This is a genomic window from Paenibacillus rhizophilus, assembly GCF_003854965.1.
Classification (GTDB): Bacteria; Bacillota; Bacilli; order Paenibacillales; family Paenibacillaceae; genus Paenibacillus_AQ; species Paenibacillus_AQ rhizophilus.
In genome coordinates this window covers 1-21,845 of record NZ_RQPI01000019.1, presented here as the reverse complement: position 1 = coordinate 21,845, position 21,845 = coordinate 1, and the positions used below count along the sequence as shown (strand labels likewise).

General features: G+C 56.8%; 24 protein-coding genes. 9 read left to right on the top strand and 15 right to left on the bottom strand.

Annotated elements, in window-relative coordinates:
* Positions 1-10 precede the first annotated feature (10 nt).
* Entirely contained in the window at positions 11-220 is a 210-nt protein-coding gene (locus EH198_RS21765; RefSeq protein WP_124697627.1) for a YwbE family protein, read from the bottom strand.
* Between the two features lie 108 nt (positions 221-328).
* On the opposite strand from EH198_RS21765, the gene EH198_RS21760 reads away from it, so the two are divergent.
* Positions 329-631 (top strand): hypothetical protein, encoded by a 303-nt coding sequence (locus EH198_RS21760; protein ID WP_124697626.1) that lies wholly within the window; start codon positions 329-331, stop codon positions 629-631.
* Between the two features lie 5 nt (positions 632-636).
* On the opposite strand, the gene sdaAA is transcribed toward EH198_RS21760, so the two are convergent.
* From sdaAA to EH198_RS21745, 3 genes are all read right to left on the bottom strand, one after another.
* Positions 637-1,518: an L-serine ammonia-lyase, iron-sulfur-dependent, subunit alpha gene (sdaAA, locus tag EH198_RS21755; protein WP_124697625.1), complete on the bottom strand. Its 882-nt coding sequence runs from the start codon at positions 1,516-1,518 to the stop codon at positions 637-639.
* Complete coding sequence (sdaAB, locus tag EH198_RS21750; protein ID WP_124697624.1) at positions 1,515-2,219, bottom strand: L-serine ammonia-lyase, iron-sulfur-dependent subunit beta; 705 nt, start codon at positions 2,217-2,219, stop codon at positions 1,515-1,517. Before sdaAB ends, sdaAA begins: the two co-directional genes overlap by 4 nt.
* Positions 2,220-2,442: 223 nt before the next feature.
* Positions 2,443-2,967, bottom strand: a complete 525-nt coding sequence (locus EH198_RS21745; RefSeq protein ID WP_342772050.1) for a GNAT family N-acetyltransferase — start codon at positions 2,965-2,967, stop codon at positions 2,443-2,445.
* 177 nt (positions 2,968-3,144) lie between these two features.
* Here EH198_RS21745 and EH198_RS21740 point away from each other — a divergent pair, with 177 nt between their 5' ends.
* The 3 genes from EH198_RS21740 (at position 3,145) to EH198_RS21730 (ending at position 6,350) form a co-directional block, all read left to right on the top strand.
* Positions 3,145-4,371, top strand: coding sequence for a phosphorylase family protein (locus EH198_RS21740; protein WP_124697623.1), 1,227 nt, complete (start codon positions 3,145-3,147; stop codon positions 4,369-4,371).
* A gap of 583 nt (positions 4,372-4,954) precedes the next feature.
* Positions 4,955-5,854 carry an SDR family oxidoreductase gene (locus tag EH198_RS21735; RefSeq protein WP_124697622.1) on the top strand — a complete coding sequence of 300 codons (900 nt, stop codon included), beginning with the start codon at positions 4,955-4,957 and terminating at the stop codon, positions 5,852-5,854.
* Positions 5,855-5,903: 49 nt separating this feature from the next.
* On the top strand, positions 5,904-6,350 hold the full coding sequence (locus EH198_RS21730) for a hypothetical protein (RefSeq protein WP_124697621.1): 447 nt from the start codon (positions 5,904-5,906) through the stop codon (positions 6,348-6,350).
* A 48-nt stretch (positions 6,351-6,398) separates the two neighbouring features.
* On the opposite strand, the gene EH198_RS21725 is transcribed toward EH198_RS21730, so the two are convergent.
* The 4 genes from EH198_RS21725 to EH198_RS21710 all read right to left on the bottom strand — a co-directional run bounded on the left by EH198_RS21725 (position 6,399) and on the right by EH198_RS21710 (position 10,355).
* A complete protein-coding gene (locus tag EH198_RS21725; protein ID WP_124697620.1) occupies positions 6,399-8,258 on the bottom strand; it encodes an NAD(P)H-hydrate dehydratase in 1,860 nt (619 codons plus the stop codon).
* A gap of 30 nt (positions 8,259-8,288) precedes the next feature.
* The gene (locus EH198_RS21720) at positions 8,289-8,921 is read right to left on the bottom strand and encodes an NAD(P)-dependent oxidoreductase (protein WP_124697619.1); all 633 of its coding nucleotides are present in this window, start codon (positions 8,919-8,921) and stop codon (positions 8,289-8,291) included.
* A gap of 294 nt (positions 8,922-9,215) precedes the next feature.
* Positions 9,216-9,629 carry a GNAT family N-acetyltransferase gene (locus EH198_RS21715; protein ID WP_124697618.1) on the bottom strand — a complete coding sequence of 138 codons (414 nt, stop codon included), beginning with the start codon at positions 9,627-9,629 and terminating at the stop codon, positions 9,216-9,218.
* 51 nt (positions 9,630-9,680) lie between these two features.
* The gene (locus tag EH198_RS21710; protein WP_124697617.1) at positions 9,681-10,355 is read right to left on the bottom strand and encodes a DUF421 domain-containing protein; all 675 of its coding nucleotides are present in this window, start codon (positions 10,353-10,355) and stop codon (positions 9,681-9,683) included.
* A 160-nt stretch (positions 10,356-10,515) separates the two neighbouring features.
* On the opposite strand from EH198_RS21710, the gene EH198_RS21705 reads away from it, so the two are divergent.
* Positions 10,516-10,824 carry a hypothetical protein gene (locus EH198_RS21705; protein WP_124697616.1) on the top strand — a complete coding sequence of 103 codons (309 nt, stop codon included), beginning with the start codon at positions 10,516-10,518 and terminating at the stop codon, positions 10,822-10,824.
* Between the two features lie 119 nt (positions 10,825-10,943).
* Here EH198_RS21705 and EH198_RS21700 read toward each other — a convergent pair whose 3' ends face one another.
* From EH198_RS21700 to EH198_RS21685, 4 genes are all read right to left on the bottom strand, one after another.
* On the bottom strand, positions 10,944-11,159 hold the full coding sequence (locus EH198_RS21700) for a YezD family protein (RefSeq protein WP_124697615.1): 216 nt from the start codon (positions 11,157-11,159) through the stop codon (positions 10,944-10,946).
* A 107-nt stretch (positions 11,160-11,266) separates the two neighbouring features.
* Positions 11,267-12,130, bottom strand: a complete 864-nt coding sequence (cysW, locus tag EH198_RS21695) for a sulfate ABC transporter permease subunit CysW (protein WP_124697614.1) — start codon at positions 12,128-12,130, stop codon at positions 11,267-11,269.
* 34 nt (positions 12,131-12,164) lie between these two features.
* A complete protein-coding gene (gene cysT, locus EH198_RS21690; RefSeq protein WP_124697613.1) occupies positions 12,165-13,001 on the bottom strand; it encodes a sulfate ABC transporter permease subunit CysT in 837 nt (278 codons plus the stop codon).
* Between the two features lie 78 nt (positions 13,002-13,079).
* Positions 13,080-14,192, bottom strand: a complete 1,113-nt coding sequence (locus EH198_RS21685) for a sulfate ABC transporter substrate-binding protein (protein WP_124697612.1) — start codon at positions 14,190-14,192, stop codon at positions 13,080-13,082.
* Between the two features lie 322 nt (positions 14,193-14,514).
* On the opposite strand from EH198_RS21685, the gene EH198_RS21680 reads away from it, so the two are divergent.
* Positions 14,515-16,839: an alpha/beta hydrolase gene (locus tag EH198_RS21680; protein ID WP_185703015.1), complete on the top strand. Its 2,325-nt coding sequence runs from the start codon at positions 14,515-14,517 to the stop codon at positions 16,837-16,839.
* A gap of 23 nt (positions 16,840-16,862) precedes the next feature.
* Here EH198_RS21680 and comX read toward each other — a convergent pair whose 3' ends face one another.
* The 3 genes from comX to EH198_RS21665 form a co-directional block, all read right to left on the bottom strand.
* Positions 16,863-17,060: a competence pheromone ComX gene (gene comX, locus EH198_RS21675; RefSeq protein WP_124697610.1), complete on the bottom strand. Its 198-nt coding sequence runs from the start codon at positions 17,058-17,060 to the stop codon at positions 16,863-16,865.
* Positions 17,061-17,094: 34 nt separating this feature from the next.
* The gene (locus EH198_RS21670; RefSeq protein ID WP_124697609.1) at positions 17,095-18,009 is read right to left on the bottom strand and encodes a polyprenyl synthetase family protein; all 915 of its coding nucleotides are present in this window, start codon (positions 18,007-18,009) and stop codon (positions 17,095-17,097) included.
* 142 nt (positions 18,010-18,151) lie between these two features.
* Positions 18,152-19,204: a lactonase family protein gene (locus EH198_RS21665; RefSeq protein ID WP_124697608.1), complete on the bottom strand. Its 1,053-nt coding sequence runs from the start codon at positions 19,202-19,204 to the stop codon at positions 18,152-18,154.
* Positions 19,205-19,457: 253 nt separating this feature from the next.
* On the opposite strand from EH198_RS21665, the gene EH198_RS21660 reads away from it, so the two are divergent.
* The 3 genes from EH198_RS21660 (at position 19,458) to EH198_RS21650 (ending at position 21,685) form a co-directional block, all read left to right on the top strand.
* The gene (locus EH198_RS21660) at positions 19,458-19,715 is read left to right on the top strand and encodes a GlsB/YeaQ/YmgE family stress response membrane protein (RefSeq protein WP_124697607.1); all 258 of its coding nucleotides are present in this window, start codon (positions 19,458-19,460) and stop codon (positions 19,713-19,715) included.
* Positions 19,716-19,925: 210 nt separating this feature from the next.
* Entirely contained in the window at positions 19,926-20,423 is a 498-nt protein-coding gene (locus EH198_RS21655) for a CcdC family protein (protein WP_124697606.1), read from the top strand.
* Positions 20,424-20,731: 308 nt separating this feature from the next.
* A complete protein-coding gene (locus tag EH198_RS21650) occupies positions 20,732-21,685 on the top strand; it encodes an L-lactate dehydrogenase (RefSeq protein WP_124697605.1) in 954 nt (317 codons plus the stop codon).
* Positions 21,686-21,845 lie beyond the last annotated feature (160 nt).

Genomic DNA, 21,845 nt, shown 5'->3' with positions numbered 1-21,845 from the left:
CATGCGGGAATCAGCCGCCGGATTTCGGACCAAGAATATGCTTGACCCGCCCGACCTGACCGCTCGTCAGCCTCACCTTGATGCCATGGGGATGACGGGGCGAATTCGTCAAAATGTCCTTGACCGTGCCGCGGGTCAGCTTGCCCGTAGGCTGATCCTGCTTCAACACGATGTCCACTTCAAGCCCGGGGCGGATATCCGCCCTGCTCTGTCCGTTCATGCCGCTTGTCCTCCTTTCGCGATGACATTCGAACCGCGCCCTGCAGGTGCAAAGCCGGCGGAAACAGCTATAATTAAGCTACATAAAAGAGATAAGGATGGAATGGCTATGGCCTTTGGTGTAAAAAGAGAAGAACTGAACCGCTGGAAACAGGCGGTCCTGGACGGAGAGATCGCCTTCCTGACCCATTACTGGCTCGATCCGCGTTTCCCCGGAATTACGACCGTGACCAAGGTCGGCTGCAGCGACCTGGGCCGTCTTGCCGACTGGTGCAGGGACAACGGCCTGCCTCCGCAGCATATCCATAACCGGCCCCCGTTCCCCCATTTCGACCTCATCGGTTCCAAGCAGCCGGAGATTCTGAAGCTCGAGGGACAGTGGGACCAGCTTCGCCGCTTCAAGCTGCTCTAGTCCGGTTATTTGCGCCGCTGGCGCAAATCCTCCATGATTTTGCGGCCGGTCGGCGTCTGGGCCAGGCCCCCTCCGGCCGTCTCGCGGTGCTTCTCCGGCATGGCCGAGCCGACCTCAAGCATGACCTTGATGACCTCGTCGGACGGAATGACGCTGCGCACTCCGGCCAGCGCCATATCCGCCGCCGCCAGCGCCGTGACGGCGCCAAAGCCGTTGCGGACAATGCAGGGAATTTCGACGAGGCCGCCTACCGGGTCGCAGATTAGCCCAAGCGTGTTTTTCAGCGCCAGACCCACGGCATGTACCGCCTGGACCGGGGTGCCGCCGCGCAGCTCGGTCAGCGCTCCCGCCGCCATGCCGATTGCCGAACCGACCTCGGCCTGGCAGCCTCCCTCGGCTCCGGAAACGAAGGAATTATTGGCGATGACATAGCCGATCGCTCCGGCGGCGAACAGTCCGTAAGTCATAACGTCATCGTCCCAGCCGAAGCGCTCCTGGCAGCTCAGGAATACGCCGGGAATAATGCCGCAGGAGCCGGCCGTCGGGGTCGCGATGATGCGTCCCATCGAGGCGTTCACCTCCGAGACGGCCAGCGCGTAGGCCATCGCCTGACTCGCCGGTCCGCCCAGACAGGATTCGTTCTCGGCGTTATAAGCTCCGACGCGTTGGGCGTCCAGTCCGGTCAAGCCGCTGCGCGAAGTCGTGTTCTCCTGCATGCCGCGCCGCACGGCCTCCTTCATTACCCCGTAATATTCCTTCATTTTGGCAAATTCATGCTCCGCGGAGCGTCCGGATTCGGCGCTCTGTTCTTCCACCATCAAGGCGCCGATACTTAAAGCCCGCTCCTCGGCCAAATTCGCGAGCTGGCTTAACGTTTGAAAATTCATGAGGTCTTTCCCTTCCCTTTCTCTTCCTTCGGACTTTCGTCCAGGTGAATCAGCTTCACCGACTTCACCGCGGGCAGGGCTTCCAGCTCGCTCAGCAGCTCCGGAGCCAGCATCTCATCCAGCTCCAGTACGGTCAGAGCCGCTCCGCTGCGGTTTTTGCGGTCCAAAGACATATGCCCGATGTTGACCTGGCCTCTGCGCATCGTATCGGTCACGCTTGCCAGCACGCCGAGATAGTCCATGTGATGAATCAGAACGGTCGGATACATCCCGGACAGCTTGACGCTGAAATCGTCGATCTCGACAATTTCGATGTTGCCTCCCCCGATGGAAATACCAGTAAGCGTCAGCTCGCCGCCGCTGCCCGCCAGCCGCAGCCGCACCGTGTTGGGGTGGGGGAACAGCCCGGCTCCCTGCCGGAACGAAATGTCCATGCCGTCCTGTTCGGCGATTCCAATGGAATCCGGCAGCCGCAGATCGTCGGTCGGGAAGTCCAGAAGTCCCCCGGCAATCGCCCGGTCCGTCCCATGTCCCTGATAGGTCGCCGCGAACGATCCGTAAAAAATAACCTCAGCCTTTTGCGGCATTTCGCCCAGCAGCTGTCTGGCTGCCCGGCCAATGCGGGCTGCCCCCGCCGTATGGGAGCTTGATGGCCCGACCATCGCCGGTCCTATTATAGAGAATACATCTTTAAACCGCATGGCTTAAGCCTCCGCTTTCTTTCAAAGCTCAAAATGCCGCCCGGCTTCCCGACGGTTCGGCCTTTTTATATGAAATCAAATCATTGCCTATTTAATTATACTGCAATGGCTTAGAAACTGTGAAATTTGTCGAATCTCTGGCCCCCTGCCGCCCGCTCTACACCGTCCGCTTTTATACTGGCAGCGCACCCGGCTTGCAGGGATGTAATGGGCCGCTCTTTTGTCAGGTGCCGTGCGAGTACAGCAGAATACTGTCCCTGAATTCCCAGCCGATTCCGCTCCAGAACCGCTGGCCGTCCGCATTGCTCCCGATTACCATCAGATGGCATTTGGCGATGCCTTCCGAGCGCAAGGCTTCAAGGCAGTTCGATACCAGACCCCGTCCGATGCCCTTCCCCCGGTGCTCCCCGCTTACCGCGACATGATACAAAAACCCCCGCCGCCCGTCATGGCCGCACAGCGCTGTGCCGGCAAGTCCGCCGTCCGGAGATACGCATACCTGACTGAGGCCGGGGTTGCGTTCCAGAAAGCGGGATATTTCTTCCCGCGAATCCGCTGCGCTGAGCCCCATCCCCTCGGTTTTCTCCCACAGCGAATAAGCCGCGTCGTAATCATCCTTCGTCATCTCTCTGTAAATCATCATACTCCCCCCGATTCCATGGTCCATCATTCGGCGCTCCTTCATCGGCAGCGTTATTTTCCCGTCCGGGACAGGCCCCCGATATTCCCTCTCCACTTTTAACATCATTTTCAATTCCTTTCAATGGCTATTCGTACCCGGCAGAGTGCCTTAATCGCCCAAAAGGCCGTTCAAATGGGATCATTTTTCTGCCCGAGAAAAAATTCTTCTTTACACACTTCGTTTTTTTTAATTATATTAATATTTAATATATTAAAAAATGAATATTATTAGAGGAGTGAGAGAGTGAAAAAAGTCTCGGCAATGTTAATCGTATTTTGTATGGTGGTAATCAGCGGCTTCACCTATCATCCGCCTGCGGCGAGCGCCAAGAATGCGGAAAAGGCCCCAATCGCGGTACAGGGAGCGCTTGATGTCGAAATTGAATCACTGCTTAAAGCAATGGGTCAGTACAAAACGCAAAAAGTGGGCATGTACAGCTACTACATAGGCAAAATTGACGGAATCCCGGTCATTGTAAGCCGGACGGAGATGGGGATGGTCAATGCGGCCACTTCGACAACGCTGCTCATTAATACCTTCCATCCTCGTGCGATCATTAATCAAGGTACAGCCGGTGGCCATGATGAGAAAACGCATCTGTACGATATTGTCGTCGGTAAAGAGCTGATCAATTATATCAACACGATCTCTCCGACCCGCAAAGCGGGAGAAGGCAGCAAACCGGAAACGTGGAATATGATGACGACCGATGTGCGGGATGACGAAGACAACCTGATGAAATACAAAACATTCAAAAGCACGCCGGAACTGGTCGAAGCCGCTATGTCGGTAAAAGGCAAGTACATGCACGGGGACGTTTTTGCCGGAACGATCGGCAGCGCCGACCAATTCAACAATGAAGTGGATCGGATTTTGTGGACCAATGAGGTATTGGGCATGATGGCAGAGGATATGGAGACGGCTTCCGTGGCTCAAGTGGCGAACGGCTTCCACGTTCCTTTCGTAGGCATCAGAGGGATGTCCGATGCAGGGAGACATGATGAGCATTGGAATCCTACGAGCGGCAGAAACGCCGGAATATGGACAGGCGAATATGTGGTTGAGGTCATTAAGGCGATCGACAAGCAAGTTAATTTCGCCACAATTACCCAGGTGAATGGCTTCAATCTATATGTGAACGATATGAAACAAGATATCTACATGCTCGATTACAAAGGACAAGCCCTGATTCCGATCCGCAATCTGGCGGGCGTGCTCTCCGGAACCAAGGCGTCCGGTGTAACCTTCAACTCGAAGACAAAGTCTATTACATTCAAATATGATGCGAAAGCAGCAACATTTAAATCGGGCGACAGCTTCTTCCTCGATGCGCAGGGAACGAAGCAGCAAGTCGAGTCCCCGTCGGTGGTTGTTAACGGTAAAACCTACGTAAGCCTGGATCTCGTCTCGAAAGCATTTGGACTGCAGACGAAAGCCGATGGCGTGGATTTGTACATCACAGCGCAATAAAAAGAGAGCGGACCGTTTATTCTTCAAAGTTAAAAAGGCTGGGCAGGGGATTCCATTCCCTTGCCCGGCCTTTTGCGTCGGCGCGCCGAGAGGCTCCATTCCGCGCCAAGTCTTCATGACGCCGAGAGGCTCCATTCTCTGCCAGGTCTTCACATTAGTTAGTAGGCCGGGCTACGGTCATTCCTGCGTTTATACATCTTTTTCCGTGGAATTCCACCTTCCCAGACCCAATTCCTACAAAAGTGCAGGCATTTCTCCTCCGATCTCCACGCTTGGTGCCCCGCAAGCTCTAAAAACTGCACAATTGTAGCCTTTCCTTCTTCCAAAGAGAATTTCACCTGACAAACCTGCAGATTTGCAGGTAAACGCCCTGCCACCGGCCACTCTACACCGATACAGACAGAACAGAAATAGTGAGTGGGGCCGGGTTGCGGACAATCGTGTGCCTGTGCCCCCTCACGCTCGACCGTCAATAGTCGAATGCCGCCATGAAACTCCCGGGGCGGGCACCCTTGCCTGGGCGGTTGCATAGAGATATACCATCCCGGGAAGTAAATGCGAACGCCAAGGAGGAATACCGCCAGTGAACCCCACGTATCCCTATTACGGACAAAAAACGGTCTGCGAGGAGCAGCCGCTTACATTTCCCCCGCAGCACCAGAACCGCCAGCCCGGACTCGAAAGCCTGATGCAGCCCCGTCCGATCAGCGAAGATCCCGAATCCCGAGGCAGCGGGAAGCTGATGGGAAAGGTCGCGCTTATTACCGGTGGAGACAGCGGAATCGGCAAGGCGGCCGCGATCGCTTTTGCCAAAGAAGGCGCGGATATCGCCATCGCTTATCTGTGGGAAAGATCGGATGCCGAGGAGACGCGGCGGCGCATCGAGCAGCTGGGAAGACGCTGTCTGCTGATCGAATGCGATCTTCGCCCCAAAAGGAACTGCTTCGCCGCAGTGGAACATACGATCCGCACCTTGGGCAAACTGGATATTCTGGTGAACAATCATGCCGTTCAATATCCGCAAAAAAGCATTCTGGATATTTCGGAGGAGCAGCTCCATCAGACGTTTTGCACGAATATTTTCCCGTTCTTCTACCTCTCCCAGGCAGCCATCCCGCATATGAAAAAAGGCGCTGTCATCATCAACACCACCTCAATCACCGCTTATCAGGGGCATAAAGAGCTGATCGACTATTCATCGACCAAGGGAGCCATCGTCTCGTTCACCCGCTCCCTCGCCCTTTCGCTTGTGGATAAAGGCATCCGCGTTAACAGCGTCGCGCCGGGGCCGGTGTGGACACCGCTCATCCCCTCCAGCTTCTCTGCCGAGGAAGTCAGCGTCTTTGGGCTGGAATCGCCGATGAAGCGTGCCGCCCAGCCTTACGAGCTCGCCGGAGCTTATGTGTATCTTGCCTGCTCCGATTCCAGCTATGTAACGGGAGAGTGCATCCATGTCAACGGAGGGGAAATGGTTACGACCTGAGGCCTTCCTTCGCGTCGAAGAAGTACAATTCACCAAAGGAGAAATCGGTATGAAACCTGTCCGGATCAAAAACGTCCCGTCCATCCGCCTAACGGCGGGCATGTATGCCTTGAGCAAGCTGTCCGCCGCCGGCCTGACCTTCACGCTGCTGGGCCTGCTGTCCCTTGTTCTGCCCCATACCGCCATAGGCTGGCTGTCCGCTCCGGCCTACAACGTATACGCCTATGCCCTTACCGTCTCGCTCCTGGCCGACGGCTTGCTGAAGCTGACGGGAACCCGGTCAAGGGCCGTGGTCCCGATCATTTATGCTCTTGCCGGATTCGGCGCGGGGCTGTGGCTTGCCCATGACCAGGGAAGCGGCTGGGCAGACAGCGCATTTCCCGGAATTGCGGTACTGCTCCTGTTCCGCTTGACCCAGCATGCCGGAGAGCGAATTCCGGCGCTGCTGCCCGTGTTCGCCCTATTCGTCCCGCTGCTCTGCCTGCTGCTGTTCTGAGCGCGCCGCTCCGGCAAGAACCGTAAGACTTCAGCGCAGCAGGTTCATTCAAAGAGCCTCGATAATATCCGAGGCGATAACCGACGCCGGATCATCCCGGAGGAGCGCCGCCCTTTCGCCCGCCAGTCCATGCAGATAGACACCGAACGCCGCTGCCTGAGCGCCGTCCAGCCCCTGCGCCAGCAGACCGGCGATTATACCCGTCAGGCAGTCGCCCGCGCCGCCGGTGGCCATTCCGGGGTGGCCGGTCGTATTGACGAAGACCCTGCCGTCCGGCGAGGCAATCACCGTATGCGCTCCCTTCAGCACGAGCGTTACGCCGCGCTCCCGGGCAAAGGACAATGCCAGACCGGTCCGGTCCCGCTGGACCTCCTTCGTCTTCACGCCGGCCAGTCTGGCCATTTCGCCGGGATGCGGCGTCAGGATTACGGGTGCCCGGCGCTGCCGCCATGACCCGTAATCACACTCGGCCAGGATGTTCAGCGCATCGGCGTCCACCACCAGCGGACATTCCGCGCCTTCCCAAATGGCCTTCAGCCAAGCCTTGTCGTCTTCGAAACGCCCGATTCCCGGACCTATCGCGAGCACATCCCGCCCATCGGCGAGCTTCAGCACTTCTTCCGCAGCCGAAGCATTCCAGGTTCCGTCCGCTTCTCCGCCGGCATCGGCCAGCATTAGCTCGGGAGCCGCGCAAACCAGAAGAGGCAGCAGCTTGCCCGGCACGGCCCAGGTCGTAAGCCCGCAGCCCGCCCGCAACGAGGCGCGGGCCGCGAGCAGGCCGGCGCCGCTCATGCGGAGGCTTCCGGCGGCCACCAGCACATGGCCGTAAGTGCCCTTGTGCCCGTCGGGCGCGCGGCGGCGCGATACATCGACGCCCAGCACGCCTTCCAGAACGGCGGGCGTCAGCCAATAGGCGGACAAGCCTTCTTCCCGGGCGAGTCCGGCCGGAATGCCGATCGAGCGAACGACGATGCGGCCGGCGGCTCCCGCTCCGGGGTACTGAAGCAGGCCTCGCTTGAGGAAGGCGAGGCAGACCGTAAGCGACGCCTGAATGCACGGCTCATGCGTCTCTCCCGTGTCCGCATCCAGCCCGCTCGGGATGTCCGCGGACACGACGGGCTTGCCGCTCGCGTTCGCCGCGGCAATCAGCTCCGCGTAGGCGCCGCGCGGCGCTCCCGCGGCGCCCGTGCCCAGCAGCGCATCCAGGATGCCGCTGTACCCGGCGAAGTCAGGGCCGCCGCCGCCATGCACGGCGGCAGGCAGACCCATCGCCGCAGCGGCATCGCGCTGCAGGGCGGCCTCGCCGGTCAGTGACTCCGGCGGGACCGCGTACAAGAGCGAGACGGCGATGCCCGCCTCGCGCAAATACCGGGCGGCGACCAGGCCGTCGCCGCCGTTGTTGCCCTTGCCGACGAGCACGAGCCAATGCTCGCTCTCGGCATGCTCCGTCATCAGCGCGGCATCGCCGCTGATGACAAGCTTCGGCGGCGTTACCGCAGCGCCGCCCGGGCCGCTGCTGCGGGGCGTTATGCCCGCGGCACCGGCATCGCCGCCATCGCCGCCGTTCCCGCCGCTGCGCGGCGCCATGCCTGCGGCGGCATCGCCGCGCACGCCGCTTCGCGCGGCAGCACGCCGCGTTCCGCCGGCTCCCGGCGCGGCCGCTTCTCCGTGGGCGCCGCCTGCCGCCCACGCTCCGGCATTCCGCGGCGCGCCATTGTCCCGCGCCGCTTCGCCTCCCTGCCGTGGGCCGCCTGCCGTGCCGGCCTCGCCCCGCCGATTGCAGAGGGCGATAATCTCCTCCGCGATGGCACGCCCGGCATTTTTCATCAGCGCGGCCGCCGGAATGCCCAGCCGGTCAATCGTGATGCGGTCGAGTCGCCGCATTTCTTCCGCCGTCACCAAATGCATTCCCTGTTCTCCCCTTCCCTTGCTTACGCGTTAATATCCCACCGTGAACCGCGCCCCGATGAAATTCCCTTCCTCCAATTCATCGACAACCGCGGCGGCGTAATCCTGGGTGCTGATCTCGCTTTTGCCGTTCTCATCCACGACGAGCCTGTCCAGACCGACACGGAACTGTCCCGTACGCCGCCCCGGCGTAATAATCGCGGCGGGGCTGGCATACGTGTAGTCGAGACCGGACTGCGCATAGATTTCATAAGCGTCGGCATGAGCCGCCGCCAGCGGCTTTATTTCCTCCGGGAACTCCGGCGTGTCCATCAGCCGGTCTCCCGAGTCCGTCTTCAGACTTCCCGCACCGCCGACCACAATCAGCCGGTTCACGCCGGCCGTCTTTAGTCCTTCGACCAGCGAGCGGGCGACCTCAAGCAGTTCACCCTCCGCTCCGAATTCCGGACCGTAGGCGCTGATTGTAGCCTCATGGTCTTTGGCGGCCCGAGCCACCTCTTCCGGTCTCAGCAGATCGGCGGACAGCGTAAGCAGGCCGGTGTGCTGAACTTCCAGCGCCTCCGGCCGCCGGACCGCCGCCGTTACCTCATGCTTTCGCTTCAGCGCTTCTTCCAGGATGGCGCGGCCAATCGTTCCCGATGCGCCGAACAGTACGATTTTCATATCCCTTTCCCCTCTTTCGGCTTTACAATTTTTCATGCTCAGTCTTTCCTTCCTCGTTCATCCACGATTCGATGTGGGGCACGACATAAAGGCGAATTCCACAGCACCTGCCCGATTTAGATGGAGCTTTTCCCTTTTATCCGCGTTGCACCTCGGCTTTGGAGCCAATTAGCTCCGCTTTTTCCGTCTATACGAAATGAACTTGAGATTCTTGATTTATAGTGCTCTTCGCGGATGAAATCCGTAGACAGAGGCGGCCGCTATCGCCCCCCAGTTTGTTCACAAGACAAAGATTCAGCGGCGCAAAAACATCCCCTGAGACTCCGGATGTACGGACGCAAATCCGAATTTGCCGTACAGCTTCGCCGCCTCTCCATCGGCAATGAGGCTGACGTAGGAGGGGACGGGCACCGTATCTAGAAAATCTCGGATCTCCCTCATTATCGCTTTCCCAAGCCCCTGTCCCTGACGGGAAGGCTTGACGGCAATATCCGTGACTTGAAAGAAACATCCCCCGTCTCCAATCACCCGTCCCATGCCGACGGTCTCACCGTTCTCAACCAGCGTTACCGCAAACAGCGAACGCGGCAGGCCAATCTCGGCCCCCTCCCGGCTCATCGGGCTTAAGCCCGCTTCAAGCCGCAGATTTAAATAGTCCTCAACTGACGGCGCCCCGCGGCGAATCTCCACCTTGTTCACTTCATTCATTGTCGTCTTCGTTCCTTTCCCCGCATCGAAATTCTCATTAAAGAGTGACCGTTAACGCTCAATGACAAAAAAGCCTCCGTTTTTGCTCCATTCCACAAAAACCAAAGATGCGGCATCCCGGTATCCCTGGTCCCGCAGCCCGCCTTCCAGCCAAGCCTTATCCTTTCCGATCTTCTTCAGATTGTCCTCCAGTATGTCTCCTCCCTCTACGAGGGAGTAGACAAATGAAGCCTCCTCATGCGGCATTCCCAGGTCTTTTCTAGCCGGCATTTCGTAATCCGGCTTTTTGATCACGCTGAGCGAGCCGTTTTTCTCAAATATAGCATACGCCACTTCCTCCAGCGCAAAAATATCCTTCTGCCGCAGCATCATCCGCAGCTGTCCGAAATCGAGCCGGTTGCGATTCATTTCCTTCATGTCGATTTTGCCGTTGCAGATCAGGACGGAGGTTGACCCTTCCAGCGGCGCGCGCATCCGTTTGGCGTGCTGCGTCACTTTTTCGAATAAATAGGACAATGCCCCCCACAGAACCAGTCCGTAGACGAGCTGAAAGTAATGCGCATCCTCCTGGTAAATGGTATTGCCAACAATTTCGCTCAGCATTAGCGCGGAGACAAAGTCGAAGGGAGTAAGCTGGGAAATCTCCTTCTTCCCGAGCAGCCGCGTCATTATCCATAAGCCGATGAAACCGGTGACCAGCTTGATCGTAATTAATTCATAATCCATATTGCGCGTCCTCCTGCAATCGTTAATGACCCACAACGAGTATTACCCAATTCGCCAAGCGGTTGAAAATAACCCTATTCAGGAGACGGTACAGGACGGCAAACCTTGTATCACCGCATGTTCTATGGAATAGTAATATAAGGAAAGGTTGGTGAAGGAGATGTCTTCTTGGGGAAAACTGTTTAAATGGGGCACTTTCGCTTATGAGGCTTTTCTGGCGCTTCCGTTCATCGGTGGCGCATTCGTGGTGGCTAACGCCTGGCTGCCGCTGGGGGTCGCTTTTCTGCTGCATGCCATTGCTATTGCCGTGCTGTATAATGAGCGGGGTCCCGTCATCGGTAACGTCATCGGAGTCGTCACTTCCATTGTCGCCTTTATTCCGATCGTCGGTTGGATCATGCACGCCATAACGGCTGTGGTTCTGCTGATCGAGGGTATTTCATCGGCGCGGCGGACGCCCCGTTACTAAGTCACAGGCCTAATAAACACAGCAGCGGCCCGCTCCCATATCCCGGGAGCGGGCCGCTGTCTGCGGATCAAAACATCTAATTAAGATTGCTTACCCTATGCACAGCAGGGACTTGCAGGTTATCCTCGTCCCGCCGCACGGGTATCGGGACGCCGGCTTCCGGCTTCCCCGCTGTGCCGTGCGGGAGCGTTCTCGAACCGTTTGCGTTCCGTCCGCTCCATTTGCACGATCTGTCCCTCATGCACCACAATATGCAGAGAGCCGAATTCCATATTGTCCAGAAGTCCCGCAATCCTCTCCAGCCAAACTTCATCCACCTTCAGCGGTTTAGCCATTCACCGTGCCCCCTCTTCTTTCCGCAGCGGATTGCCGCTCCATACCGAATTCCTTTATTTCCAACCCGTATACTATGGTTTAAGTTAGCATGGTTTTCTACAATTTGTCAATAGCTGGTTTTACGTTCCAGCCAGCTTTTAATTACCATCGTTACGAGCGCCAGCAGCAGTAGCAGCGATGCAACCGCAAAGGAAGCGGAGAACTGGTATTCATTGTAGAGAATCTCCACATGCAGTGGAAGCGTGTTGGTCTCCCCGCGAATGTGGCCCGAGACAACGGAGACCGCGCCGAACTCGCCCATCGCCCGCGCATTGCACAAAATAATGCCGTAGAGCAGGCCCCATTTAATATTGGGAAGCGTTACGCGAAAAAAGATCTGCCATCCCCGGGCGCCGAGCGTAAGCGCCGCTTCCTCTTCCTGAGTGCCCTGGTCCTCCATCAGCGGGATCAGTTCACGCGCCACGAATGGAAACGTTACGAACAGTGTCGCAAGCACGATTCCCGGAAAGGCGAATACAATTTTGATATCATGCGCGTCGAGCCACGGGCCGAACCAGCCGTGCGCGCCGAAGACCAGAACATATACGAGGCCGGCAATAACCGGCGAGACGGCAAAGGGAAGGTCAATGAGTGTAATGAGCACTCCCTTGCCGCGAAACTTAAACTTGGCTACGGCCCAGGCGGCCGCTACGCCGAATACCGTGTTCAGCGGCACGGTAATGGCTGCTACAAGCAGGGTCAACCGCAGGGCCGATGCGGCGTCCGGATCGGTCAGGGCGGCCCAGTATACGTTCCAGCCCTGTTTTAGCGCTTCAGTCAGCACAATGGTCAGCGGCAGCACGATCAGCCAGAGCAGCACCAGCCCTGCAGCTCCGACCAGCAGCCATTTGACCGCGGACGATTCGTTCACGGCTGCCGAAGATACAGCCGCTTGCCGCCGACCGGCGCGAAGAGGGACAGTTCCAGCCATGCTTATTCCTCCTTGAATTTTCGGTGTGTGAGCTTTAACGCGACGCCTTATGGGTCCAGCGCTGGAGCATATTGATTACAAGAAGCATCAGGAAGGAAATCAGCAGAAGCAGCAGCGCCACGGCTGTCGCTCCGGCATAGTCGTACTGCTCCAGCTTCGACATGATCAGCAGCGGAGCAATCTCCGTCCGCATCGGCATATTTCCCGAGATGAACACCACCGAGCCGTACTCGCCGATTCCCCGGGCAAAGGCCAGGGCAAAGCCGGTAATCAGGGGCGGAATCAGCTCCGGCAGCAGCACCTTGCGGAAGATGCGCCAGCGTCCGGCTCCCAGAGTGGCTGCCGCCTCCTCCGTGTCTTTCTCCATATCTTCAAGTACGGGTTGAACGGTGCGTACAACAAAAGGAATACCGATGAACATCAGCGCCAAGGTAATGCCCAGCGGCGTAAACGCCACTTTGATGCCGAGCGGCTCAAGCAGCGAGCCGATCCAGCCGTTGCTGGAGTACAGCGCCGTCAGCGACACGCCCGCCACCGCCGTCGGCAGCGCGAACGGCAGATCGATCAGGGCGTCGAAGATTCTTTTTCCCGGAAACCGGTAGCGCACCAGCACCCATGCCAGCAGCAGACCGAACAGACCATCAGCAAATGCGGCCGCCGCCGCTGTGGTCAGACTGACCCGGTAGGAAGCGAGGACCCGGGGGTCGCTCGCTACCGACCAAAACTTAGCAAAGGTCAGTCCCGTGGAATTGAACAGCAGCGCCGCCAGCGGGATAAGCACTACAAGACTCAAGTATAAAATGCTGTACCCCATCGTCAGGCCGAATCCGGGCAGCACGCCCCGCCGCGTCTCCTTAGCAGTGACACTCATCGATTGTTCATCCTTTCTTCGCCTTCGGCTCCGCTTGGCCGATCAGCACCGCCTAGCTATTTTACTCCGCAGATTTCTTTATTTACCCGGCACATAGATCTTGTCGAAGATGCCGCCGTCGTTAAAGTGCTTCTCCTGCGTCTCTTTCCACGTACCGAATTTGTCGGCCAGCGTGAAGAGCTTAATATCCGGGAATTTGTCTTTGAATTGTTCCTTGACACTTTCCAGCGTCGGACGGTAGTAGTTCTCTGCAGCGATTTTTTGTCCTTCTTCGCTGTACAGATATTTCAGATAGGCATCGGCTACTTCGCGGGTTCCCTTTTTGTCGACCACTTTATCGACCACGGCTACCGGAGGCTCCGCCAGAACGCTCTCCGAAGGATATACAATATCGAATTTATCTTTGCCCAGCTCGTTTACGGACAGATAAGCTTCGTTCTCCCAAGCAATCAGGACATCGCCGATTCCGCGTTCCACGAAGGTTGTAGTCGATCCGCGCGCGCCGGTATCCAGTACGGGCACATGTGTGTACAGGTTCTTGACGAACTCCTGCGCCTTGGCTTCGTCATTGTTGTTATGATCCAGCGCATAACCCCAAGCGGCCAGGTAATTCCAGCGGGCCCCGCCCGAGGTCTTCGGATTCGGAGTGATAACCTCTACGCCGTCCTTCAGCAGATCCGGCCAGTCCTTGATGCCTTTCGGATTCCCCTTGCGAACTAGGAACACGATGGTCGAGGTGTAAGGAGAACTGTTAAGCTCATATTTGCTCTGCCAGCCTTCATTGATCAGACCAGCCGTTTGCAAGGCATCGATATCATATCCGAGCGCCAGGGTCACGACGTCCGCTTCCAGACCATCCTGCACGGCGCGGCTTTGCTTGCCGGAACCGCCATGCGACTGCTTGATCGTCACCTTCTGTCCGGTCTCTTTCTCCCAATAAGCGGAAAAAGCTTTGTTATAGCTCTCATACAATTCACGAGTAGGATCGTAGGAGACGTTCAGCAGCTCCACCGGCTCCTTCGATTGTGCAGGTGATGCTGCCGCCGAAGGCGCTGCGCCGGCCGACGCCGCAGGCGCCGCCGAAGAAGAAGCTCCGTTCTCCGCACTGTTGTTGCTTCCGCAAGCCGTAAGACCTGCCGTCAGCAGCAGCGTAAACCCTGTTAACAATCCCTTTTTCAAGCCTTTTCTCATTTCAATCCACTCCCCCGTTTGAATATACCCTTGTTTTTGTTTGCAATAAAAGACAGAGGAAGCCCGTTTCCTCGCAAACCGGCAAAACAGCCGCTGCGTTTCTTGCCGCGGGTTCCTCCGTCTGTACGGCAAGTATAATCATTTATTATTCCTACCAAAATAGTAGGTTATGGACTTATAATAATGGCCTCTCATCTACTTGTCAACCATTTATTTCAATGCTGAAATCCTGCAAGCTTCCCTTGTCAGACGTTAGGCAAAAGACTATTATTGCTACATCTTATTGGAGAATCCGTAAGAGGGCGAAGCCGGAGGAATGAGGATGGATTTGGAATTGGGACAAGCGCCCGCGCCGAAAAGGCCCGGACGGCACAGACTTGTTATTGAAATATTGGGACGCAGAATCAGCGAGACCTACCACTATGATACGCGAATATGGCGCAGCGGGATTGCCGGTCCCTGGATGGTAAGCTTCGCGGCGTTTGCAGCCGCCATGCTGGGGGCTCCGACCGGTCTGGGAAAGCAGGCCGATCTGCTTCTGGCCGCCGGAATCGGGACAGCTCTGCTGGCGGCGGCAGGCCACCTGGCCGCGGCGCTGCTCGCGCTGGCGGGTCTGCGTCTTCCGCGGCTGTTCACAGGCTGTCTGCTCGGCAGCGCAGGAATCGTCATGGTGATTCTCTGCAATTCCCATGTCACCGCCGGCGCTGCAGCCGCCGTCGCAGCCACAGCCGCCGCTTTCGGAGCGCTTGCAGGCGTTGGCGTCGGCCTTCTGCGGACGGGAAGAATCCTGCCGGGGCTGCTGCTTCTGGCGGCGCTGGCGGCCCTTCCGTTCATTCCGGTTGGCGGATTTCAGCTTCAGCGCGAAGCCGATCCGGACAGAACGGAAGTATCCGGCCCGGCTGCGGACACCGCTGCCTCCGCAGCCGTCGTTCCGCTGGCCGCGGCCAATCCGGGAGCCCCGGGCCCGTATGCTTACCGGAGCTTCACTTATGCCGGCGGAAGTGACCGGCACCGCGCCGAATTCGGAAAAGAGGCGGCTGTCCGCTCTTCTTCGGTGAACGCTTCTTCTTATATGAAGAAGTGGTCCCCACTGCGCACGCTGTTCTGGGGCTTCGATCCGGAATCGCTGCCCCTGAACGGGCGGGTATGGATGCCCGAGGAAGACGGCCCTTTTCCGCTTGTGCTTATAGTGCACGGCAATCATATGATGGAGGATTTCTCGGACGGAGGTTACGCCTATCTCGGAGAACTGCTGGCCAGCCGCGGATTCATCGCCATCTCTCTGGACGAGAATTTCCTGAATTATTCCGCCTGGTCCGGAATCCCGAAGGATGACTACAAGCTGCGTGCCTGGATCATTCTGAAGCATCTGGAACAGCTCTCCGCTTTCTCGGATACGCCGGATAACCCTTTTTACAATAAAATCGACTTTGCCGAGACGGCTCTTATCGGGCACAGCCGCGGCGGCCAGGCTGTCGCTATGGCGGCGGACGCACAGCGTTGGTTCAAGGGTGATCCCGCTCTGGCATCGGTCAGCCGTTTTCATATCTCGGCGGTGGCCGCGCTGGCTCCCACCGACCAGACGGTCGACGGCAAGCAGGCCCAGCTTCAGGACATCAGCTATATGGCTCTTCAGGGCGCGCGGGACGGGGATGTGCATGATTTCTATGGAGACCGGCAGTATATCCGTTCTTTCTATTCCGCGAATACGGATTCGTTCAAGACATCGCTGTATATCGGGGATGCGAATCACAGCCAGTTCAACAGCGACTGGGGCTTGTTCGATCTGGCGTTTCCGACCGGACTGTTCCTGAGCCGGAGCGAAATCATGGAAGAAGAGGAGCAGCGGCAGATCGCCAAGGTGTATCTCTCCGCTTATCTGGAGACAACGCTGCACGGAAGACGGGAATACGCCGGATTGTTCCGGGATTACCGCCGCGGGCGGGAGTGGCTCCCTAAGGCAACATCGTACTTCAACCGCTACCAGGATGGCAGATTCAGGGGTATCGCGGGCTACGAAGAGGACCGGGACAAGACGACGGCCGGCCGCAGCGGCACGATTTCGGCAGCAGGACTGCACTGGACGGAGGAGACGGCGAAAGACCGCGAGGGAGGAGGCAAGGGGACTTACGGAGCCTTCCTGGAACGCAGGGCGGATGAGGACAGAGAAGCCATTTACCGGATTTCGCTGAGCGCCGGACCCGCCAATGACGCCGCGCTCTACGGCGCGGACGGTCTGTCCTTCTCCATGGCCAACCGCAACGCCGATTCAGGCTCCGGCTTGCCGCCTCAGGTAGCGGTTGAACTGACCGACCGCTTGGGGAATACGGCGCGGCTGCCGCTGTCGGCGGTCATGCAGCCCCTGCAGCTGCCACAGACGCAGTTCGCCTGGACATCCTGGCTGGAGAAGCGGATCGGCGACGGCAAGTACGGCAAGCCCTCCGAAGCGGTCTTTCAGACGTATGAGCTTCCGTTCGGCCTGTTCCGGGGGAAGAATCCTTCCTTTGATCCGGCGCGGCTGGCGCAGATCACTTTTTATCTTCTTGGCGGCGGAGATGCCATTATGCTTGACGATATCGGCTTTTATTCGGGCGGGAGTCATCCTTCTCTCATGCAAACAGCCTTAATCCGAAATGAATCGGATTAAGGCTGTTTGTTGAATCCTGCAGATTAGAACGCCGCTTGCGCTTTGACCGTATCCCAGGCTCCGAGTTGTACATCCTTGCCAAATCCATTTCTGTCCCCCAATGCAGCAAGCAATGCTTTTTGCTCCACTTCGCTGACTCCAGCAAGTTCAAACTGGCCGTTCTTCAAACGATGGGCTGCTGCGGGATCTTTCACCAAAACTTGAACGATTTCCTTTAACATGGACAATTCCCCCAATCGATTATTACGCTCCGGTCTATTCGGACAGGGCGATGATACGGTTCTTCCAGTGAGCGTCAATATCCAGCTTGTCTACCAACTGCAAATAATTGTAACAATGCGTTCTCATCCGAACAGAGGTATAGAGAAAGGTTCCCGTCCGCTCTATAGCTCTTTCGAATTCCTCCCGGCGGTGGCTGATCTCCTCCACCCGAAGGCGTCCTTCAAAGTAATCCGCTATCCATTGGTCCTCCTCAGCGATGAACTGAAGCAGATACAGCGTGGACAGCGTCTTTTTGCGATTCTTGAAATCGCTTCTTTCCCAGTCCAGGAGATCACGGATATCATTCTTGATCTGATCGGCGATTCCGAGCTCTTCGGCATAATCTCTGACCTGGCCGTTCCATTCGCCGGTGGCCAACAGCGTGCCGATCATGCAGGCGGCAACCACGAATCCAGCCGACTTTTGCTTGACCATGCGGAGATAATCCTCTTCGCTCCCGATATCGTTGAGCAGATCCGTCGTTTGTCCGTTAATCGCCGCTAGAGTCTGGGTGTTCATGAATTGTACAGCCTTGTGAATCACTTCCAACGGGAAATCGCCGGTAAGCATCATCTGCTGGGAAACGAGCGTCAGTCCAAAGGCAATGTTGAGCACAATTTCCGGACTCATCCGGCTCCATGCCGTCAAGCCATTGTCCTTATCCTGAAGATCGTCGATTATATCCGCACTGAGGACCATCAGTTCAACCGCTGCGGCCGCCCGAAAAACGGCATGACCCGTCCCTCCGAATGCGCGGAAGTGAAGCACGGTCAGCTTGCTGAACGGCATCCTCCCTCTCAGCTTCTCTTCGATGCAGGCCATGGCGTGCTCGTACAGGTGCGGTACGACAAAATAGGCTCGCATGCCTTCCCCGATTTCCTTACCTACCGATTCCACCAAATCTTCCATCCTATCCCCCTTATTCCCAGTTATGGAAAACGACAAGCACCTTGTCAAGAATACATATTCGCGCTTTCTTTTCCATATCCTTCTAAATTTTTGCAGCGTACAAAAAAAATTTCGACATGCTGCAAACGGTTACCCCAGACGGTTATTTCAGCGGCGCGATGCAGACCGGAGCAGGAACTTCCAGCTCATTGCCCGTCGGAATCAGCCTGCCGTTCTCGCTGTCGATCGCAAACGACGTAATATTGCCGCTGTTCTGATTGGCGGCAAGCAGCATGCCTCCGGCAATGGCGAAATTGCGCGGCATGCGCCCGCCGGTGCTCTGCCAATCCATCGCTTCCGGCAAGCCGGAGTTTTCATCAATATGGAACAGCACGATGCTGTCATGCCCTCTGTTGGAAACGTACAAGAACCTGCCGCATGGAGAGATATGGATATCGGCCGCGGTATCGTCGCTCCCCGCGGCGTACTGCTCCGGCAATGTGGAGAAATGTCGCAGCATTTCAAGCTCGCCGGACTGTTCGTTGACGGCAAATACCGTTACCGTACAGTTCAGTTCATTGGCGCAGTACAGCCACTTCCCGCTCGGGTGGAACGCCAGATGCCGGGGGCCGGAGCCGTCCGGAAGCGCCGCCTCGTGGTGCTTTGCCAGTTCGCCGTCCTCATAAAGGTAGCTCACGATCCGGTCTATGCCGAGATCGCAGACCAGCACCCGCCTTCCGCTGCTCGCCGGGTTCACGGAATGCGGATGCGGCGCTTCCTGACGGTCTTCGCGGAAGCCCTTCCCGGCATGCAAGACCTGGGAGGACATTTCCCCGAGCGAACCGTCTTCATTCACCGGGAAAGCATTGACGTTGCCTCCGGAATAGTTGGAGACAAACACATAATCTCCCTCCGCGCTGACGGAGACGTAACAGGGAGCCCCGCCCTCTGTCCGCCGGCTGCCCAGCAGGGACAGCTCTTTCGTTTCGGGATCGACGGAAAAGGCGCTGACCTCCCCGTCATCTTTTTCGCTGGCGGCATACAGCACATTCTCTGCACGGTTCAACGTTATGTATGACGGATTCTCGATTCCCGCAGTCCCCCGGATGATCCTCATTTCGCCGTCGCCGGGATGGAGTCCGCATAAATAAATGGATGGACGGTCTGGGGAATTGTAAGTTCCGACATAAAACAATACTTCATCTGGACTTTTCACGGCAGCATCTCCTTTTATACCAGTATAAGATTCAACATGATTTGAAGCGCTTTAAAAGAGCGGATCTCCACTCTCTATTACCCTTTTACAAAGGGAACTTACCCGGTTGCCCGACTATTTTTCATCGCTTCCCGTCACTGACGATCCAGCCGCCCTCCCTTCTTTTCGGCAAAATGTGACACCTGATTTAAACCTTCCGCACGAGGTTAATAGTTAGCATCCAAGACAATAACCTTAAAGGAGCTGAAGCAAAATGAGTTTCATATGGATGCTGATTGTCGGCGGTATTATCGGTTGGTTGGCAGGTCTGATTATGGGCAGAGATATTCCAGGAGGCATTATCGGAAACATAATTGCCGGTATCCTGGGTTCTTGGCTGGGAGGTTTCCTGGGTAGCTGGGGCCCTCGTGTCAGTGACTTCTACGTTCTGCCGTCCCTAATCGGAGCGATCGTTCTGATTGCGATCGTAAGTCTTGTGATGCGTTCAATGGGCGGACGAACCCGTTCCTGAATACTTTGCCTTTGAAACAGCGTGTTTAAAAAAACATACTGTTGCGCAATATAACCGCTCGGCTTGCCGCCGGGCGGTTTTTTTCCGTTCACGCTCATACGCGGCGCTCTCCATCGGGGCGCGTGCGTTTGGGCGGCTGAGGGCATTTCTGTTATAATATGTACATAACGTACGCACAATCCACTTTTATTTCAGAGAGGAACGTGAATCATGGGCAGCATCAATCCGTCGTTTCTGCATATCGGTTCCACCCTGGGTGCGCTGCTTATGGCGCTGATGGTTATTTTTATCCGATTAAAGGCAAGCGACCGCCCCGTTACCATCCGCAAAATCCTCATTCCGCCGTTGGGCATGTCGACCGGCTTCATGATGTTCGTCGTTCCCGAGGTCAGAGTTCCTCTATGGTGGGCGCTTGCCGCTTTTCTTGCGGGATGGTTCATATTCGCTTATCCGCTTATGAAGACGACCACCTTTCACGAAAAGGAAGGGCTTATTTACGCCAAACGCTCCAAAAGCTTCATTCTTGTTCTGCTCGGACTGCTTCTGGTGCGCACGCTGCTGCATGAATTCATCGACCGCTACATCTCGATTCCGCAGTCGGGCGGGTTGTTCTTCATTCTGGCTTTCGGAATGATCGTGCACTGGAGGGTGTTCATGCTCAAGAGATACCGTTCACTCGCTCCGCAGGAAGCGCGGGTTCCGCAGTAGCGGCCCCAAACCTGTCATCCGCATGCTTGCCATGCGGTTTTTTTGCGCCCTTGTCCCGTACTCGCTGGCTGCAACTCATTGCAAATACATGGAAAAAGTCCCGCTAATTCCGGAATAAAACCGATATATTGAAATTTACAGGGGAATCCAAACGCGGATTTGCGGTGGCAAGCTGCAAAAGGAACGCATGTACCTTTTTTCACCCATGTCAGGTAACTTCTCCTCGGATGAGGTAAAATAGAGACACGGACCGGGTCTTTCGATAATGAAGGCTTTGAGCACTTTAAGGAGAGAGCGAGGATGGGCTAATGAAAAGCAAATCAAGAAAAGTGGCGATCGTCGGTTCCGGGATGGTTGGCTCGAGCTGCGCCTATTCCATGGTCAATCAGGCGATTTGCGATGAAATTATGATGGTCGACCGCACCTATGACCGCGCGATGGCGCAGGCGCTCGATCTTTCGCATTGTATGGATTTTATGGGTACGCGGACCAAAGTATACGCCGGGACTGCAAACGACTGCGCCGGCATGGATATCGTAATATTGACGGCGGGGGCCAACCCGAAGCCCGGGCAGACGCGGCTTGACGTGCTCGACGACGCGGTGACCATTACCCGAAACATTGTAACTCCGATTGTGGAAAGCGGGTTCGACGGCATCTTTGTCATCGCCGCCAATCCGGTCGATATCGTGACTTATCTCGTCTGGCAAATATCCGGATTTCCGCGCCACAGGGTGATCGGTACGGGAACGTCCATCGATTCGTCCAGGCTGAAGACGCTGCTGTCCGAGGTATTCTCGATCGATCCCCGCAGCGTAAACGGCTATGCGCTCGGCGAGCACGGCGAATCACAGTTTGTGGCCTGGTCGCATGTGACGATCGGCGGCAAGCCGATTCTGCACATTCTGGAGCAGCACAGGGAGCGGTTCAAGCATCTGGACCTGAGCGATATCGCCCGCAAGACGAAGGATGCCGGCTGGGAGATTTTCACCCGAAAGGGCTCGACCCATTTCGGAATCGGCAGCGCGCTGGCGTATATCGCCCGGTCGATTCTGAACGACGAGCATAAAATTATTGCCGTTTCCGCCATTCTGGACGGAGAATACGGGCAGAATGGCATCTGTATGGGCGTACCCGCCATCATCGCCGGCGACGGCATTCAGGAACTGCTGGAACTGAATCTGAATGAGGAGGAGTCCGCCAAATTCACCTCCTCATGCGATATTATCCGCCGAGGCATCGAGAGTCTGAGCCTGAATTAAGCTTCTCGCGGACAGGGACGTACTGGAGTGTACTAATCGAGTAGGAGGCTACCCATTAGTTGAGTAGCCGACCTCTCACACCACCGTACGTACCGTTCGGTATACGGCGGTTCAACCGTTTAAGTGCAATTGACGTAGACGCTCGTACTGAGTAGGGAAG

Coding starts and splice junctions, on each gene's coding strand:
- EH198_RS21765 (WP_124697627.1), bottom strand. CDS start 220: ATGAACGGACAGAGCAGGGCGGATATCCGCCCCGGGCTTGAAGTGGAC.
- EH198_RS21760 (WP_124697626.1), top strand. CDS start 329: ATGGCCTTTGGTGTAAAAAGAGAAGAACTGAACCGCTGGAAACAGGCG.
- sdaAA (WP_124697625.1), bottom strand. CDS start 1,518: ATGAATTTTCAAACGTTAAGCCAGCTCGCGAATTTGGCCGAGGAGCGG.
- sdaAB (WP_124697624.1), bottom strand. CDS start 2,219: ATGCGGTTTAAAGATGTATTCTCTATAATAGGACCGGCGATGGTCGGG.
- EH198_RS21745 (WP_342772050.1), bottom strand. CDS start 2,967: ATGATGTTAAAAGTGGAGAGGGAATATCGGGGGCCTGTCCCGGACGGG.
- EH198_RS21730 (WP_124697621.1), top strand. CDS start 5,904: ATGAAACCTGTCCGGATCAAAAACGTCCCGTCCATCCGCCTAACGGCG.
- EH198_RS21725 (WP_124697620.1), bottom strand. CDS start 8,258: ATGCATTTGGTGACGGCGGAAGAAATGCGGCGACTCGACCGCATCACG.
- EH198_RS21720 (WP_124697619.1), bottom strand. CDS start 8,921: ATGAAAATCGTACTGTTCGGCGCATCGGGAACGATTGGCCGCGCCATC.
- EH198_RS21715 (WP_124697618.1), bottom strand. CDS start 9,629: ATGAATGAAGTGAACAAGGTGGAGATTCGCCGCGGGGCGCCGTCAGTT.
- EH198_RS21710 (WP_124697617.1), bottom strand. CDS start 10,355: ATGGATTATGAATTAATTACGATCAAGCTGGTCACCGGTTTCATCGGC.
- EH198_RS21705 (WP_124697616.1), top strand. CDS start 10,516: ATGTCTTCTTGGGGAAAACTGTTTAAATGGGGCACTTTCGCTTATGAG.
- EH198_RS21700 (WP_124697615.1), bottom strand. CDS start 11,159: ATGGCTAAACCGCTGAAGGTGGATGAAGTTTGGCTGGAGAGGATTGCG.
- cysW (WP_124697614.1), bottom strand. CDS start 12,130: ATGGCTGGAACTGTCCCTCTTCGCGCCGGTCGGCGGCAAGCGGCTGTA.
- cysT (WP_124697613.1), bottom strand. CDS start 13,001: ATGAGTGTCACTGCTAAGGAGACGCGGCGGGGCGTGCTGCCCGGATTC.
- EH198_RS21685 (WP_124697612.1), bottom strand. CDS start 14,192: ATGAGAAAAGGCTTGAAAAAGGGATTGTTAACAGGGTTTACGCTGCTG.
- EH198_RS21680 (WP_185703015.1), top strand. CDS start 14,515: ATGGATTTGGAATTGGGACAAGCGCCCGCGCCGAAAAGGCCCGGACGG.
- comX (WP_124697610.1), bottom strand. CDS start 17,060: ATGTTAAAGGAAATCGTTCAAGTTTTGGTGAAAGATCCCGCAGCAGCC.
- EH198_RS21670 (WP_124697609.1), bottom strand. CDS start 18,009: ATGGAAGATTTGGTGGAATCGGTAGGTAAGGAAATCGGGGAAGGCATG.
- EH198_RS21660 (WP_124697607.1), top strand. CDS start 19,458: ATGAGTTTCATATGGATGCTGATTGTCGGCGGTATTATCGGTTGGTTG.
- EH198_RS21655 (WP_124697606.1), top strand. CDS start 19,926: ATGGGCAGCATCAATCCGTCGTTTCTGCATATCGGTTCCACCCTGGGT.
- EH198_RS21650 (WP_124697605.1), top strand. CDS start 20,732: ATGAAAAGCAAATCAAGAAAAGTGGCGATCGTCGGTTCCGGGATGGTT.